This is a genomic window from Acetobacter fallax (genome assembly GCF_011516735.1).
Classification (GTDB): Bacteria; Pseudomonadota; Alphaproteobacteria; order Acetobacterales; family Acetobacteraceae; genus Acetobacter; species Acetobacter fallax.
Genome location: NZ_WOSX01000005.1, coordinates 40,569 through 55,334 on the forward strand (window position 1 = coordinate 40,569; position 14,766 = coordinate 55,334).

The following is a 14,766-nucleotide window of genomic DNA, read 5'->3' on the forward strand; positions in this document are numbered from 1 at the left end:
GGTTGCGGTTAGCGGGGCTCTGCTGCGCCGGGGCCGGAAGGCCGTTGTAGCCAGGTGATTTAAACGGGCCGTATCCCAGGGCCTCTGTTCGCGTCGGGTGCCCGCGCTTTCGCGGGGCTTTGCCCTGGAACCTGCCAAAGGTCTGCGGCCTTTGGAAAAACCGGCCTGCTGATCAACGGATCCGGGTTCGGGGGGCTGCGGTCCCTGGCCGGTTCGGGTGATAAAATCCGGAGGGTGATGATTCGGCCCTTCCCTCCCCCTCCCCCCGCAGTGTAGGGAGACCTTCCATGACGCGGTTCGTATTCATCACCGGTGGCGTGGTATCTTCACTCGGCAAAGGGATCGCTTCGGCGGCTCTTGCTGCTCTCCTTCAATCTCGCGGGTATAAGGTTCGGCTGCGTAAGCTCGATCCTTATCTGAACGTCGATCCGGGCACGATGAGTCCGTATCAGCATGGCGAAGTGTTCGTCACCGACGATGGTGCGGAGACGGATCTCGATCTCGGGCATTACGAGCGGTTCACGGGTGTGAACGCCACGCGGGCGGACAACACGACGACGGGCCGGATTTATTCCGATGTGATCGCCCGTGAGCGGCGCGGCGATTATCTTGGCGGGACCGTTCAGGTCATTCCCCACATTACCGATGCGATCAAAGAGCGGGTTGTTGCTGACACCGAAGGGCTGGATTTCGTCCTGGTGGAGATTGGCGGAACCGTTGGGGACATTGAGAGTCTGCCTTTCCTGGAATCCATTCGTCAGTTGCGGAACGATCTGGGCGTTGAGAACACCATTGTCGTGCATCTCACGCTGCTGCCGTGGATTGCCTCGGCGGGCGAACTGAAGACCAAGCCGACCCAGCACTCCGTGAAGGAGTTGCAGAATGTCGGGTTGCAGCCACAGATTCTGCTCTGCCGCTGTGACCGGCCAATTCCGGATAACGAGCGGCGCAAGATTGCGAATTTCTGCAATGTGCGGCCTGAGGCGGTGATTGCGGCGCGGGACGTGGACACGATTTATGAGTGCCCGCTTTCCTATCATGCGGAGGGGCTGGATACGGAGGTTCTCCGGTATTTCCATCTTCCGTTCGACAAAGAGCCTGATCTTTCGGCGTGGAAGAACATTGTCGATACGATTCGCGAGCCTGAGGGTGAGGTTCGGATTGGTGTTGTCGGCAAATACACGGCGATGCTCGACAGCTATAAATCTCTCAGTGAGGCGCTTCTGCATGGCGGGATCGCCAATAAGGTGCGGGTGAAGCTGGAGTGGTTTGAGTCCGAGGCTTTTGAGAAATCACCTGAGACGCTTCAGAAACTGTCTGAGATGGATGCAATTCTGGTACCGGGCGGATTTGGCGAGCGCGGATCGGGCGGCAAGATCGAGGCGGTCCGGTTTGCGCGTGAGAACAACATTCCGTTTTTCGGGATCTGTTTTGGCATGCAGATGGCGGTGATTGAGTGTGCCCGGAATCTGGGCGGGATGCCGAAGGCGTCTTCCACGGAATTCGGGCCGACGGATGAGCCGCTGGTCGGGCTGATGACGGAGTGGGCGCGGGGCAGCGAGATGTTGCGGCGTCGCGAGGGTGGCGAACTGGGCGGCACGATGCGGCTTGGCGGCTATCCGGCGAAGCTGGAGGAAGGGTCTCGCGTGGCGGAGGCTTATGGCACGACGACGGTTCGTGAACGGCATCGTCACCGGTATGAGGTGAACGTGCATTACCGCGAAAAGATCGAGGCGGCGGGGCTGAAGTTCTCGGGCATGTCGCCGGACGGGATTCTGCCGGAGGTTGTGGAATATCCGGATCATCCCTGGTTTGTGGGGGTGCAGTATCATCCGGAACTGATTTCGCGTCCGTTTGCGCCGCATCCGCTGTTCGCGGGCTTTATCGGGGCGGCAGTGAAAGCTGCCAGGGCCGGAAAGACATCTGTATGAGCATTCAGACGGTTGTTCCGGTTGGTGATCTGGCGATTGGCAATGACCTGCCGCTCGTTCTGATTGCGGGGCCGTGTCAGATTGAGTCGGCGTCTCATGCCACGGATATTGCGGCGGCGCTGGTGGAGATCTGCGGCGAAGCCGGGATCGGGCTGATTTATAAAAGCTCTTTCGACAAGGCGAACCGGAGCAGCATCGGGTCGCAGCGTGGGGTCGGGATGAGCAGAGGCTTGCAGATTCTTGTTGATATTCGCGAACGGTTTCAGATTCCGGTTCTGACGGATGTTCACAGCCCGGAGCAGTGCGGGCCGGTGGCTGAGGCTGTCGATGTATTGCAGATTCCGGCTTTCCTGTGTCGTCAGACGGATCTTTTGCTGGCGGCTGGCGAGACGGGTGCGGCGATCAATGTGAAGAAGGGGCAGTTTCTGGCGCCGTGGGACATGACCCATGTTGCGGCGAAGATTGCCTCGACGGGCAATGAGCGGATCATGCTGTGTGAGCGTGGTACGAGCTTTGGCTACAACACGCTGGTCAATGACATGCGCGGGCTGCCAATCATGGCGCAGACGGGCTATCCGGTGGTGTATGACGCCACGCATTCTGTGCAGCAGCCTGGCGGGTTGGGCACGGCTTCGGGCGGGCAGCGGGAGTTTGCGCCGGTTCTGGCGCGGGCGGCGGTGGCGATTGGTGTTGCGGCGGTGTTCATTGAGACGCATGACGAGCCGGACCGGGCGCCGAGTGACGGGCCGAACATGCTGCCACTACGGGAGATGCCGGGGGTGATCCGAAGCTTGCAGGGGTTTGACGCGCTGGCGAAGGTCGGGGCTTAAGCCGGGGTTTGGGGCAGAGCCTCGAGGCGTTAAAACCCCAGATCACTCAGAGACGGGTGGCCATCGGGTCGGCGTCCGGATGGCCAGTGAAATTGTCTCTCGCTTTCGCGGATCGGGGCATCGTCGATGCTGGCGACGCGGCGACGCATCAGGCCGTGTTCGTCGAATTCCCAGAGTTCGTTGCCGTAGGAGCGGAACCAGTTGTCGCTGTCATCGTGCCATTCAGAGGCGAAGCGGACAGCCATGCGGTTTTCGCGGAATCCCCATAATTCCCTGATCAGGCGATAATCGCGCTCCCGGTTCCACTTTCGTTTCAGAAAATCGATGATGGCATCACGGCCCTGAAGAAATTCTGTACGATTTCGCCAGTGACAGCCGGCGGTGTAAGCCAGTGCGACATGTTCGGGGTCGCGGGTGTTCCAGGCATCTTCGGCGAGACGGACTTTCTGAGTGGCCGCTTTGATGGTTGTGAAGGGTGGCAGCGGAGCACGGTCGGCTTCCATGGTCAGATGGCCTTTCCGGATTTGGGCAGGGTGTGGGTTAATCCGACTTTTCCGCGTTTCGCGCAACGACGGCGTTGGCTTCCCTGATGGCCCGGCCTTCATCGCCGGTGCGGTCGAGGCAGTCGTTTGCGACTTTGACCCAGAGGTCTTTCAGGGCTTTCGTGTCTGCTTTGTGCGTGTGCTTTTCGGCATCTTCAGATTTCCAGGGCATGTAACGGACCTCCGATGAATAGCGCGTTGCGGGGATCGTCAGGATGGGCGATTTCGCACGCGCCTGTGTTGTTAATGACTGTCTGAGCGGCCCGGAGTTCCGTGAGGCTGTTTGCGGAACGCGGGATTCTCAATGATTGAGGGTTTACCGGAGGTGTCGCAACCCGTCTCAAGGGCCGATGCCGGCGATAATGAGGGGGCGTCCGGGCGGCCCCGGAGGAAGCTGACATCTCATACGAAAGCGTATTCCGGCGCAAAAATGCGACAGTTTTGCGAATGAGCATCACACTCCTGTGACGATGTGCCGACTGCCGTTGATCTGGGGATATGCGGCGTGACTGAAATCGCGCTGACCGAGCGGCCTGGTATGAAAACAAAGAAAAATCGCGCCATGGCCGGGTGTTTTTCAGGATGGAACTATCCTCTGCATGAGGGACCTTCCGGTCGTGAGAAATGCTTTCGTTCGGTCTGGCTTATGTCGGGATATCAATAACAGGTAAGGTGGCAGCATGTCGGTTCAGGGAAAAGTGGCACTGGTGACTGGCGGGGGTCAGGGCATTGGTCGTGGAATCGCGTTGCGCCTTGCGAAAGATGGCGCTGACATCGCGCTTGTCGATATAAGCCGTGATGCACTGACGACTGTTGCCGGTGAGATCGAAGCGACCGGGCGCAGGGTCACGACCTTTGTGGCGGATGTTGGCGACCGGGACCAGATGCGTGCGGCGATCGATCACGCGGAGCAGGAACTGGGCGGGTTCGACATTATCGTGAATAATGCGGGGATTGCACAGGTGCAGCCGATTTCGGCTGTGACGCCTGCGGAGGTTGAACGGATTTTCCGGGTTAATATTCAGGGCGTGTTGTGGGGGATTCAGGCTGCCGCTGACAAATTCATTGCCCTTTCCCGAAAAGGCAAGATCATCAATGCATGTTCCATTGCCGGCCATGAGGGATATGCGCTACTTGGTGTATATTCGGCGACGAAGTTTGCCGTGCGCGCACTGACCCAGGCGGCTGCGAAAGAATATGCGAGCCGGGGCATTACGGTGAATGCTTATTGTCCGGGTGTTGTGGGCACGGATATGTGGGTTGAGATCGACCGGCGTTTTGCGGAAATCACGGGTGCGTCGAAGGGTGAGACATATCGTAAATTTGTTGATGGAATCGCGCTGGGTCGCGCGGAGACACCTGACGATGTTGCGTCGCTGGTGTCTTATCTGGCGGGGCCGGATTCCGATTACATGACGGGTCAGGCGATTCTGATCGACGGGGGGATGGTTTATCGCTGAGTGAGTCGGTGCGTGGTTTTATCCGGCTTTTCTGCCGGGGCCTGGCAGGATACTCGAAGCCTGATTGGTGGACTTTCCTTTTTCTGTCTTATCGGCAGATTATTGTCGTCAGTTTTTCTGAGCGATACGGAGTCTGAAATCCATGCGCCCTGTCTTCTCTGCCCTCCTGGCCCTGTGTCTTGCAACACCGGCCCTGGCTGACGGCGCTTATACGGCTGAGATTGCGCATCAGCCGAAATTTGCCCCGGCCTGGCGGAGCATGGTGACGCTGCCGGCCTGGGTGACGGGGCCGGCCGCGACGTCTGTTCCGACGACATCGGTGACGATTGGCGGAACACCCTATTTATCCGGGCATCTTTGTCAGCCGCATAATTGCGCGGACGCGCAGATGGAGGTGATTTTTTCGGCGGACGGAGCAAAGAGCTGGGGGCTTTTGTCGCGGCGGCGTGGCGGGAGGCTTTATCAGATGCCTCTGGGGGAGCCGGATGAGGCGGTGCTGGGGGCGATGGAGGCGTCGTGGCAGAGGAATAATCCGGGGTGACGGGGTTGTTTTCCGGAAAGAGGGTGGTGGATGGGTGTGGTTTGTGGTCACCGGTGACATGTCGTGTTTGTGATAATTGCCGGCACTCCGAAACCGGATAGTACTGTCAGGTATTCTGACGTGGATGTCGGGGAATGGCCCTGCCCTGTCAGAGGCCGCCGGACGTTCCGGACAGTATGGATCATCTCCTGATGGCGCGGGCACAGAGCGAACGTGCAATGTTCCTTCCTGAGGACAGTCAGCTGGGTCACTATCCTGTTAAATAAAAGAATATGGTGTTCGTAGAGGCAATAAGCGGACGGAGTGAAAGCGCCGTCATGTCGGTCATAATCGGAATCTTGCGGATTTCCGGAAAACGGACAGTCGGCAATAGTTCTCGTTATCCGTCGATATCCTCGTCCAAACTTCTGATTGCTGCATCTGCAGCTGATCAGGAGAAGGTATCATGGAGAAGAAAACGCGTTTTCCATCACCTACGCTGAAGGCGTCCGTGCCTTGGAATGCAGGAAAAATGGTTGGCGCCAAGCGGGCACTCAAAGAAAAGCACGTCTGGGCTATTCGGTTCTGGCTTGGGAGCGAACAGCGTATTAGAGACAAGGCTCTGTTTGATCTTGCTCTCGATAGCAAGCTCAGGGGCTGCGATCTTGTCAGCCTTCGTATCGGCGACATCGTTACCAGCGGTCAGGTGCGCCACCGAGCCATGGTCGTCCAGCAGAAAACCCGGCGACCTGTACAGTTCGAAATTACAGAAACAACGCGGGAAAGCGTGCGGGCGTGGCTGGAACATCGCGGTGGTGGCCTGAATGAGTATGTTTTTCCAAGTCGCCTAAGCGCCAAAGCTCACCTGAGCACACGGCAATACGCCCGGCTTCTGGATCAATGGGTTCAGGCGGTGGGACTTATCCCCGGGGAATATGGAACTCATTCGCTCCGCCGGACTAAGGTTGCCATGATTTACAAACGAACCGGTAATATCCGAGCCGTGCAGATCCTGCTGGGTCATTCAAAACTGGATAGTACGGTTCGATACCTTGGGGTGGATGTCGAGGACGCTCTGGCTCTGTCGGAAGCCACTGATCTCTGAAATCGAATATGTCTCAGAATTCTCTATCTCCTCCCTGTGTGTACATGCTATGATGACACATAGGGAGGAGACCATGAGTCAGCATCTTTCAGATAACGTATCGCCCCCACAGAAAATCGGTGTTCGGGAGTTCCGGGGAAACCTGACAGCGTATCTGCGTCAGGTCAGGCAGGGCAGTACGATCCTCGTGACGTCTCATGATGAGGTTGTCGCTGAACTGCGGCCGCCAACTCCGTCTTATCGCCCCCGTCGTCAGCCGGGAGCACTTCGTGGGCGGATCAGAATGAGCGACGATTTTGATCAGACACCGTCGGACATTCTTGAAAGCATGGAACGCGACCTGTGAAGGTTCTGCTCGATACGCATGTGTTGCTCTGGTGGCTTTCGGACTCCGACCGGCTGGGTGAGAATGCACGAGAGATCATTGCAGATCCGGCTCATGATATTCTGGTGAGTATTGTGTCATTATGGGAGATTGCGATCAAAATCCGTATCGGAAAACTGGATGCGGATATGAACGACATTCTGGCAGCCATTCCTGCGGAAGGTTTCTCGCTACTACAAATACAGCCCGAACACCTGCGGATCCTGATGTCTTTGCCTCTGCACCATCGTGATCCGTTTGACCATCTCCTGATGGCGCAGGCGCAAGCTGAACACGCCGCATTTCTTTCGGAAGATGGACAAATGGATCATTACCCCATCAAGCGAATACGCTGCTCGTGAGCAGAAACTGCCGTCAGAATATGCTTCATTCAAGACATTCCGTCCGTCAGCGACGTTACCGTAAGCCGACATCGACGGACAGATTTCTGCGCGGCGACATTTCGGGAACTGAACTCACAACAGGGCAGATGGAGAGTCCAGACGCTACCTGCTGACGCTAAACGTCACATCGTTATGATGCGATCATCATCCAGTAATGAACGCCAGGATATCTGCATTGATGACGTCTGCATGTGTCGTGTGCATGCCGTGCGGATAACCGGGATAGATTTTCAGCGTGCTGTCCTGAAGCAGCCTGTCCTGAAGGACCGCCGCGTTCTGGTAAGGCACGACTTGATCATCATCGCCTTGTAGCACGAGCACCGGTACTGTGATGACCTTCAGATCCTCGGTCTGATCCGTTTCGGAGAATGCTTTGATGCCCTCGTAATGGGCCTTGGCGCTGCCCATCATGCCCTGACGCCACCAGTTGCGGATCGTGCCTTCCGAAACTACAGCTCCCGGGCGGTTGAAGCCGTAGAACGGCCCGCTGGCCACATCGAGAAAGAACTGCGCGCGATTGGCCGCAAGCCCTGCACGCAGTCCGTTCAGGACAGCGATCGGTGCGCCTTCAGGGCTGCGGTCCGTCTGAACCATCAGGGGCGGCACGGAGCTGATGAGAACGGCCTTGGCAACACGTCCCTGAGGCTGACCATATTTCGCGATATAGCGGGCAACCTGCCCCCCGCCTGTCGAATGTCCGACATGGATGGCGTTTTTCAGATCAAGGTACTCCACAACAGCCGATGTATCCGCCGCATAATGATCCATGTCGTGCCCGTCGCTCACCTGCGCCGAGCGCCCATGACCACGGCGGTCATGGGCGATAACGCGAAAACCCTTGCTCAAGAAAAACAGCATCTGCGTGTCCCAGTCATCGGCACTAAGCGGCCATCCATGATGGAAGACGATCGGTTGGGCATTCTTCGGCCCCCAGTCTTTGTAAAAAATTTCCGCGCCGTCGGACGTTGTTACGAATGACATGATACGTCTCCTGAACAATTGAGGGCTTGATATTGCCCAGACGCTAACGTTGAACATAAGTTCAATGTCAAGATGAATCTGAAATAGGAAACCGGATATGAGGATTGGAGAACTGGCACGGCTAAGTGGCCTGACACCGTCAAGAATCCGGTTCTATGAGCGCATCGGACTGCTGAAAACGGTTGACCGTCAGTCCAACGGATACCGGACCTATCCGCAGCAGGCCGTAATGATCCTGGGTCTTGTCACAACAGCGCAGCGGGCCGGATTTACACTGGATGAAGTCCGCACCCTGCTGCCCTCTGATTTGACGCATTGGGACCATGCTACATTGATGGATGCCCTGACACGCAAGATTGCGGATATCGAAGCGCTGCAGGCACGCCTGGCCCAAAGCAGGGTGCATCTGCTCCGTCTAATCGAGGATATTCAGGCGCGCCCCAACGACATGGACTGTGCGGCCAATGCGCATCGTGTCCTGACAAATATGCTTGCTGAACACCCCAAAGCCCTCGACGTCACGTCGGACGATATCCGCCTTCTGGATGCAACGGACCGCCGTCAGTCGGTAAGCCCTGCCCGCCGTAAAAAGACGGTATCCCGTTAAGTCCCATCCAGAAGTGCCACCACCTTCTTTGCGGTCGCTCTGGCGGAAAAGGGGTTCTGTCCTGTCACCAGTTGTCCATCCGTCACGACATGAGGCATGAACGGAAGCAGCGCCTTTTCATAGATCGCGCCCCGTGCCTTCATCTGCGCTTCCGCGTTGTAGGGGATTTCGCGTGCGACACCCGCCAGTCTCTCCTCGGTCCACGAAAACCCGGTGATTTTCCGACCGCGGACCAGAAAGGAACCGTCTGCAAGCCGGGTGTTCAACAGCCCGCAATATCCATGACAGACAGCGGAGATCACACCACCCTTTTCCCATAGTGCGCGGGTGATAGTCTGAAGGCCTTCATTGTCTGGAAAATCCCACATTACGCCATGACCGCCGGTGAAATAGATCGCATCGTAATCGCTCGGGTTGATGTCTGTGGGGCGCAGTGTTGACGACAGCAGGGCCATTTTTACCGGATCGACCAACCAAGCCTTGGCGGAGGCATCGCGCATCGGCCATTTCAATGCACGCGGATCAAGCGGAACCCTGCCACCTTTTGGGCTGACAATGCGTTGTTCATAACCGCTGGCGGCAAATACGTCCCACGCATGCGTCAGTTCCGACAGCCATAATCCGGTCAGATGCGCGGAATTGCCGAAATGAGCAGTGTTGGTGACAACGTGAAGGATACGACGGTTCATGGCTGGCCCCTCCCATGCGGCTGCATTTCTGACTATCATCCTGTAACGTTCATGCCCGGTTGAAGGTCAATCTGAGGTTTGACATTAAATCTGGCTTCAAGGTTAATCGTGTAAGGGCAAACCTACCTGACGTCATGGAGGCAGCCTCACATGCAGATAATACTGGGCGCAAATGGTCAGATCGCCACGGAACTGGCGCGGACATTACATCGGCATCATACGGGGGAGTTGCGGCTGGTGAGCCGCAATCCTTGCAGGGTCAACGAAGACGATACTCTCGTGGCGGCAAACCTGCTGGATGCAGGGCAGACGACACAGGCAGTGAAAGGCAGCCGGATCGTCTACTTTACGGCCGGCCTGCCCCCTGACAGCAAGCTCTGGGAAGAACAGTTTCCCGTTATGCTGAAGAATGCCCTGCAGGCGTGCCGGATGGCGGGGGCCAGCTTTGCCTATTTCGACAATACCTACATGTATCCGCAGAACAGCGAGATCCAGACGGAAGAAACGCGCTTTGCGCCGGTTGGCCGGAAAGGACGTGTACGCGCGGCAATGGCCACCATGGTGCTGCAGGAAATGGCACGCGGAGACATTCCCGCGCTTATCGCCCGCGCACCGGAATTCTATGGCCCGGGAAAAACCCAGAGTTTCACCAACGCCCTGATCATTGACAGGCTAAAAGTAGGTAAAAGACCCTTGGTTCCTGTCCGTGACGACACCCACCGAACCCTCATCTGGACGCCGGATGCGAGCCGTGCGCTGGCAACGCTGGGCAATACACCGGATGCTTTTGGACAGACCTGGCATCTGCCGTGCTGTGACGAGCGGCCGACCTACAAGACATTTGTTATCATGGCGAGTAAGATTTTTGGACGCTCCCCTTCCTATTCGGTCATTGGAAAATGGCCATTGATCATTGCGGGCCTTTTTTCAAAAAAGGTGCGGGAGATCAGGGAGTTGCTGCCCCGTTATGAGCACGACAATCTCTTCGACTCAAGCAAATTCAAACGTCATTTCCCCGAGTTTCCTGTGACGACATATAAGGAGGGTCTGGAACTGATCAGGAAAGAATAGAGGGGCGGATACCGCCTTCATGTCAGATAGCAGGAAATCAGAAAGGGATTTCTCTAACGGGTCATGCAACTGCATAGTCTTCAGGCTGTGATGCGCTTTATGAAATTCTGTAAAAAGGGGAAAACACGTTCAGGCATGTCTTCAAGTAACGTGTGTTTGGCGAAGGGCAGGTTCAGCAATCTGGCTCCTTTGACTTGCTCAGTCAGCTCAAACGCCTGTTGCCGCGACACCAATATGTCATCGTCACCATGCACGACGAGCAGAGGGCACTGGATGTTTTTTACGGATGCGCCGGGATAGGCATCTTCATCGCAGCCGAGCCACATATGCGTCGCACCCGTGAATAACTTTCCGAAATCCGGTTCGGGATTTTCCGCGTTATAGACCGATATTTGGTCCCCGAACATCTCACGCCATTTTTCAAGCGTGATCGTCTGATAAATCTGCCGGGCCGGATCATTTTCCGGCAATATCCAATGCGCGCCGACTGCTATGACGAACTCCGGTTGTACGGCACGCGATGCAGCCAGCCGTAAGGCGACAATGCCACCGTCACTATGTCCGATGATACCGGATTTTTGCAGCCCCATCGTGGTAAGAACCACGGTAAAATCATCCTGAAGCTGTCGATATGTCAGGGGAGCCGTCCCGATGCCAGATCGACCATGCCCGCGCGTATCAATAGCAATAAGTCTGTAATCTTCTGCAAGAAGCTTTGCGAGCGGAATGAAATCGAGCCGGCTCTGCAGACCGCCATGGAGCAATACAATTACTCTTCCTGCTGGGTTCCCGGCTTCAGAGACGAACAAACTTGTATCGCCAACTGATACAAACTTCCCTGAAGCAAACATTCAATGGCTTTCATAAAGTTGAGCGCTCTGGATCGTGCAGTGAGATTATCACCGGTAAAGCTATATCCTCAAGATTTCATACCGCTCACCCCAGAGGAAGGTTTTAACCTCGCTCGACATACAGTTTATGTAAATAAAACGTCTGTTATTTTAGGTTCGGACGCAGATAGCAGACGCTCTGCTCTCCCCCCGCCTGCGCCATTGAGCGCAGCGACCAATGCGTGGCATCGCGCGGTGTTTCTTCCGGGGTCATGCCGATCGTCTGTGCGATCTCCTCGTCGCCGATCGAACGCGGCGTCCCTGGCCGGGGTTCATCGTAAAGCCCGTCCAGACGGTCCGCCGCAAAACGCCGGCGCCACTTGCCAACCGTGTTGATGTCCGCGCCCGTCAGGTCACGGATCGCTTTGTTCTCATGCCCATTGGCGGCGGCAAGGACAATACGGGCTCCCCGCGCAAGCGCCGTGCGTCCCATTCGATTGCCCCTGCCATCAGGATAATCATATAAACTTCTCGATCAGGACACTAGTTAGCTGATCGGATTGGTGCGGAGACTGTCGCTTTCGCTCCGCCCCAAATTAGCTAGTCTTCCCACTAGGGCGGAGGGGCGGTACGGTGCTTTCTTGCTTAATTCGCGGGTGAGCAGGAGGGGGAATTGGTGGACGAGGACGAGACAGCAGCACCAGAGGAGGCGGTGGCGTTCGAAATGATCGCGGCGCTTGCCGGGCCGGACATGGATGTGTTGGAAACGCCAGACGCGTTTCTGACCGGGGTCGCTGCTGCGCTCAACGCCTCCGATGATGTGGATGCCGATTTGGCCGCGATCCTGACGGATCATCTGTTGACCGTGATGCCGCACGAAAATGTCATTGCGAATGCCAAGGCGGCGATCCTGACGCTGGCCGCTGAGCGCGCGGCCACGGCCGAGGAAGCGGCCGATGGCTGATCCGACGCTGTTTCACTCGCTGACGCTCGAAGGCTTTCGCGCCTATCTTCAGCCTAAGACCTTCGATTTCAGCAAGAAGCCGAGCCTCGCGATTTTCGCGCCCAATGGTCTCGGCAAGTCGAGTGTCATCGACGCGCTCGAATTCCTCTTCTCCGAACATGGCACGCTCGATCGGCTCGGGCAGCGTGCGCTCAATAACCAGGCCGGCCCGTCCGCGCTGGTCCATAATGGCGCGCAGGCGGCAGGGATCGCGCCGGTGGTCAAGTTCACGACCATCACCGGCAAGGCCACCACTGCGGGAAGCCGCACGGCGCAGGGCAATCCACGCCCGATCCATGCAGCAGCCACCGCAATGAAAGCCGGGTTCGTCGTCGCGCCGATCATCCGCGGTTATACGCTGCGCACTTTCGTCGAAGAGCAGAAGGCGGAGACCCGCTACAGCGACGTGGTGAGCTGGCTGCAGCTCTCGCCACTGGTCGAGGTCCAGAAGAATCTCCGGCTGCTGCGCCGCGAGGTCAAGGCCGCTGCCGAGAGCACGACTGAGCAGGTTCGTCTCGCCGGGCAGCTACGCACCGAGACCGCCCAGGCCGTCCAGGCGTGGGACGACGCGGCTGTGCTCGACTTCGTCAACACAAACGTCATTGCGCCACTCGATCCCGCATTGACGATGGCGGCGCTCGATGCCGCAGACGCCGGCTATGTCGATATCGGCAAACGCGTCGCGGCCGAGGAGAAGAGCGTCGGCCTCGCCGGTCTGCGACAGGTCCGCAACTCGGTTATCGCGCTGTGGCAGAAGATTGTGCCCGAGGACGGCGGCGACCCCGAATATTCGGGTGCCATTGCCGCCTTCGACGAAGCGCTGGCGGTGTTGGCCGATGCCATGGTCACCGAAGCCGACGAGCGCGACAAAGCGGCGGACACGGTCTTCCGGTCGGTGTGGAAGGAAGCCGAGAAACTGTTTGCCGACGATGCTGCGGCTCCGGACAAATGTCCGGTCTGCGCGACGGCGATCGGCGATACCGCTGCCGGAAGCGTCCCCGCGATCCGCGATCTTCTGAAGACCCACCTCGACGATCTGCAAAGCTACAACGACGCCAAGACCGCGCTGGACGACGCCGACAAAGCCACTATCAAGGCGCATAACCAGTTGATCGCGCGGCTTCCAGCGATGATCGATCATCTGTCCGAAGATGATCCCGACGACTTCAGGGCAGCACTCATCGAGTATCAGGCCGGGGTTGCCGCATGGCCGGCCGCCGCCGCCCCTGCGTCCGCCGCGATCACCGCCGAGCTGGAGGCGCGCCTCGCCGGTCTCGACCAGGATATCGCCGACATCGAGGACAAGCAGGGCGAACATACCTGGGTGAAGGCAAAGGCGAGCATCGACCGACTGGTGAAGCTCCAGACTGATGTAGCGATGGCGACACGGACGACCGAGGAACTCACCGCGCTGCACGAGTCTCTCGGCACCCAGGCCACACTCGTCTCGGGCAAGATTCGCGAGAAGATTCAGTCGCTGCTCGACACCCTCCAGGCGCCGATGAACGACATCTACAAGGAAATCCAGGGCGACAAGGCCAAGCCGATCCGGCTCGAGCTGCCCAGGGAGGACGATACCAATCAGCAGCGCATGCAGCTGGTCATCGACTTCGCCGACAATCGTCAGGGCGTTGCGCCCGGCGGCTATCTGAGCGACTCCCAGATTCACTCGGTGGCGCTGGCGCTGCGCCTCGCGGCGATCAAGAAGTTCAACAGAGCCGCCCCTGTGATCGCGCTCGACGATGTCGTTACCTCCTATGACGCCGACCATCGCCGCGCGATCGGCGCGCTACTCGCCAAGATGTTCACCGACTGCCAGATCATCCTCGTCACCCATGACGAGCGGTTCTTCAATCACTTGAAGGATCAGCTCGCCGCGAAGGACTGGCAGTTCACGCGCATCATCGGACTAGACCCGGCATACGGCCCGCGCTTCGCCGACCATAAGGTGACAGACGAGATGATCGCCGATCGCTGGGACAAGGGCGAATCCGCTGCCAACGAGATGCGTCAGGCCGAGGAGGAATGGCTGCTCGGCATCGCTCGCGGCTTCGGCGTCAACGTCCGCATCCGTCAGCTCGAGAAGGCCTATTCCTACGAGCGATCCGAATTGGCCTCGGCGATCGGCGGCTTCCTCAGCGATATCAAATTGACGCCGGCCGACGTGCCCGGGGTCAACAACCGATTCATCACCAGCTTGGTGAAGGGCGACATCGAGAATTTCGGCAGCCACTTCCAGGACGCGCCCTATGGCGATGGCTCGATCGGCGACGAGAAGACACGCTGGGGCGAATTCAAAGCATTCTGCGGTCAATTCGAATGCGTTTGTGGCCGAACGAAGTATCAGAGGCCTTTCGGCCTTAGCAAGCCGGTCTGCGCTCACAATAAATGCGAGACACAATTCGAGTTCAAACCGCTTGTCGTGTGAG

Annotated in this window: 17 protein-coding genes; 11 read left to right on the forward strand and 6 right to left on the reverse strand. The window is 57.8% G+C overall.

What is annotated here, in order from left to right; all coding sequences use genetic code 11:
- Nucleotides 1-287 precede the first annotated feature (287 nt).
- Both GOB85_RS04405 and kdsA read left to right on the forward strand, forming a co-directional pair.
- Nucleotides 288-1,931, forward strand: a complete 1,644-nt coding sequence (locus GOB85_RS04405) for a CTP synthase (protein ID WP_173576470.1) — start codon at nt 288-290, stop codon at nt 1,929-1,931.
- Nucleotides 1,928-2,761 (forward strand): 3-deoxy-8-phosphooctulonate synthase, encoded by an 834-nt coding sequence (gene kdsA / locus GOB85_RS04410; RefSeq protein WP_173576469.1) that lies wholly within the window; start codon nt 1,928-1,930, stop codon nt 2,759-2,761. Before GOB85_RS04405 ends, kdsA begins: the two co-directional genes overlap by 4 nt.
- Nucleotides 2,762-2,790: 29 nt before the next feature.
- On the opposite strand, the gene GOB85_RS04415 is transcribed toward kdsA, so the two are convergent.
- Nucleotides 2,791-3,264, reverse strand: a complete 474-nt coding sequence (locus GOB85_RS04415) for a nuclear transport factor 2 family protein (protein WP_173576468.1) — start codon at nt 3,262-3,264, stop codon at nt 2,791-2,793.
- Nucleotides 3,265-3,301: 37 nt separating this feature from the next.
- On the reverse strand, nt 3,302-3,475 hold the full coding sequence (locus GOB85_RS04420; RefSeq protein WP_173576467.1) for a hypothetical protein: 174 nt from the start codon (nt 3,473-3,475) through the stop codon (nt 3,302-3,304).
- Between the two features lie 508 nt (nt 3,476-3,983).
- Between GOB85_RS04420 and GOB85_RS04425 the strand changes: the two genes are divergently transcribed.
- The 5 genes from GOB85_RS04425 to GOB85_RS04445 all read left to right on the forward strand — a co-directional run bounded on the left by GOB85_RS04425 (nt 3,984) and on the right by GOB85_RS04445 (nt 7,114).
- The gene (locus tag GOB85_RS04425; RefSeq protein WP_173576466.1) at nt 3,984-4,763 is read left to right on the forward strand and encodes an acetoin reductase; all 780 of its coding nucleotides are present in this window, start codon (nt 3,984-3,986) and stop codon (nt 4,761-4,763) included.
- A 142-nt stretch (nt 4,764-4,905) separates the two neighbouring features.
- Nucleotides 4,906-5,304: an Ivy family c-type lysozyme inhibitor gene (locus tag GOB85_RS04430; protein ID WP_173576465.1), complete on the forward strand. Its 399-nt coding sequence runs from the start codon at nt 4,906-4,908 to the stop codon at nt 5,302-5,304.
- Between the two features lie 445 nt (nt 5,305-5,749).
- Nucleotides 5,750-6,388 carry a tyrosine-type recombinase/integrase gene (locus GOB85_RS04435; RefSeq protein WP_173576464.1) on the forward strand — a complete coding sequence of 213 codons (639 nt, stop codon included), beginning with the start codon at nt 5,750-5,752 and terminating at the stop codon, nt 6,386-6,388.
- Between the two features lie 49 nt (nt 6,389-6,437).
- Nucleotides 6,438-6,734 (forward strand): type II toxin-antitoxin system Phd/YefM family antitoxin, encoded by a 297-nt coding sequence (locus GOB85_RS04440; RefSeq protein WP_173576463.1) that lies wholly within the window; start codon nt 6,438-6,440, stop codon nt 6,732-6,734.
- Nucleotides 6,731-7,114, forward strand: a complete 384-nt coding sequence (locus GOB85_RS04445) for a type II toxin-antitoxin system VapC family toxin (protein ID WP_019092430.1) — start codon at nt 6,731-6,733, stop codon at nt 7,112-7,114. The genes GOB85_RS04440 and GOB85_RS04445 overlap by 4 nt, the downstream gene beginning before the upstream one ends.
- Nucleotides 7,115-7,300: 186 nt before the next feature.
- Here GOB85_RS04445 and GOB85_RS04450 read toward each other — a convergent pair whose 3' ends face one another.
- Nucleotides 7,301-8,137, reverse strand: a complete 837-nt coding sequence (locus GOB85_RS04450) for an alpha/beta fold hydrolase (RefSeq protein ID WP_173576462.1) — start codon at nt 8,135-8,137, stop codon at nt 7,301-7,303.
- Nucleotides 8,138-8,234: 97 nt separating this feature from the next.
- Here GOB85_RS04450 and GOB85_RS04455 point away from each other — a divergent pair, with 97 nt between their 5' ends.
- Entirely contained in the window at nt 8,235-8,744 is a 510-nt protein-coding gene (locus tag GOB85_RS04455; RefSeq protein WP_173576461.1) for a MerR family transcriptional regulator, read from the forward strand.
- Here the strand turns inward: GOB85_RS04455 and GOB85_RS04460 are convergent.
- A complete protein-coding gene (locus GOB85_RS04460; RefSeq protein WP_173576460.1) occupies nt 8,741-9,433 on the reverse strand; it encodes a type 1 glutamine amidotransferase domain-containing protein in 693 nt (230 codons plus the stop codon). The two genes, GOB85_RS04455 and GOB85_RS04460, sit on opposite strands and share 4 nt — an antisense overlap.
- A gap of 150 nt (nt 9,434-9,583) precedes the next feature.
- On the opposite strand from GOB85_RS04460, the gene GOB85_RS04465 reads away from it, so the two are divergent.
- Nucleotides 9,584-10,504 (forward strand): SDR family oxidoreductase, encoded by a 921-nt coding sequence (locus GOB85_RS04465; protein WP_173576459.1) that lies wholly within the window; start codon nt 9,584-9,586, stop codon nt 10,502-10,504.
- Nucleotides 10,505-10,584: 80 nt separating this feature from the next.
- Here GOB85_RS04465 and GOB85_RS04470 read toward each other — a convergent pair whose 3' ends face one another.
- Together GOB85_RS04470 and GOB85_RS04475 are read right to left on the reverse strand one after the other, a co-directional pair.
- The gene (locus GOB85_RS04470; protein ID WP_242011292.1) at nt 10,585-11,268 is read right to left on the reverse strand and encodes an alpha/beta fold hydrolase; all 684 of its coding nucleotides are present in this window, start codon (nt 11,266-11,268) and stop codon (nt 10,585-10,587) included.
- 232 nt (nt 11,269-11,500) lie between these two features.
- Nucleotides 11,501-11,827 (reverse strand): helix-turn-helix domain-containing protein, encoded by a 327-nt coding sequence (locus GOB85_RS04475; protein WP_242011293.1) that lies wholly within the window; start codon nt 11,825-11,827, stop codon nt 11,501-11,503.
- 180 nt (nt 11,828-12,007) lie between these two features.
- On the opposite strand from GOB85_RS04475, the gene GOB85_RS04480 reads away from it, so the two are divergent.
- The gene (locus GOB85_RS04480; RefSeq protein ID WP_173576457.1) at nt 12,008-12,298 is read left to right on the forward strand and encodes a hypothetical protein; all 291 of its coding nucleotides are present in this window, start codon (nt 12,008-12,010) and stop codon (nt 12,296-12,298) included.
- Nucleotides 12,291-14,765, forward strand: a complete 2,475-nt coding sequence (locus GOB85_RS04485; RefSeq protein WP_173576456.1) for an AAA family ATPase — start codon at nt 12,291-12,293, stop codon at nt 14,763-14,765. Before GOB85_RS04480 ends, GOB85_RS04485 begins: the two co-directional genes overlap by 8 nt.
- Nucleotide 14,766 lies beyond the last annotated feature (1 nt).

Bases quoted from the DNA above. Each gene is read 5' to 3' on its own strand.
- GOB85_RS04405 (WP_173576470.1), top strand. From the start codon at position 288: ATGACGCGGTTCGTATTCATCACCGGTGGCGTGGTATCTTCACTCGGC.
- kdsA (WP_173576469.1), top strand. From the start codon at position 1,928: ATGAGCATTCAGACGGTTGTTCCGGTTGGTGATCTGGCGATTGGCAAT.
- GOB85_RS04415 (WP_173576468.1), bottom strand. From the start codon at position 3,264: ATGGAAGCCGACCGTGCTCCGCTGCCACCCTTCACAACCATCAAAGCG.
- GOB85_RS04420 (WP_173576467.1), bottom strand. From the start codon at position 3,475: ATGCCCTGGAAATCTGAAGATGCCGAAAAGCACACGCACAAAGCAGAC.
- GOB85_RS04425 (WP_173576466.1), top strand. From the start codon at position 3,984: ATGTCGGTTCAGGGAAAAGTGGCACTGGTGACTGGCGGGGGTCAGGGC.
- GOB85_RS04430 (WP_173576465.1), top strand. From the start codon at position 4,906: ATGCGCCCTGTCTTCTCTGCCCTCCTGGCCCTGTGTCTTGCAACACCG.
- GOB85_RS04435 (WP_173576464.1), top strand. From the start codon at position 5,750: ATGGAGAAGAAAACGCGTTTTCCATCACCTACGCTGAAGGCGTCCGTG.
- GOB85_RS04440 (WP_173576463.1), top strand. From the start codon at position 6,438: ATGATGACACATAGGGAGGAGACCATGAGTCAGCATCTTTCAGATAAC.
- GOB85_RS04450 (WP_173576462.1), bottom strand. From the start codon at position 8,137: ATGTCATTCGTAACAACGTCCGACGGCGCGGAAATTTTTTACAAAGAC.
- GOB85_RS04455 (WP_173576461.1), top strand. From the start codon at position 8,235: ATGAGGATTGGAGAACTGGCACGGCTAAGTGGCCTGACACCGTCAAGA.
- GOB85_RS04460 (WP_173576460.1), bottom strand. From the start codon at position 9,433: ATGAACCGTCGTATCCTTCACGTTGTCACCAACACTGCTCATTTCGGC.
- GOB85_RS04465 (WP_173576459.1), top strand. From the start codon at position 9,584: ATGCAGATAATACTGGGCGCAAATGGTCAGATCGCCACGGAACTGGCG.
- GOB85_RS04475 (WP_242011293.1), bottom strand. From the start codon at position 11,827: ATGGGACGCACGGCGCTTGCGCGGGGAGCCCGTATTGTCCTTGCCGCC.
- GOB85_RS04485 (WP_173576456.1), top strand. From the start codon at position 12,291: ATGGCTGATCCGACGCTGTTTCACTCGCTGACGCTCGAAGGCTTTCGC.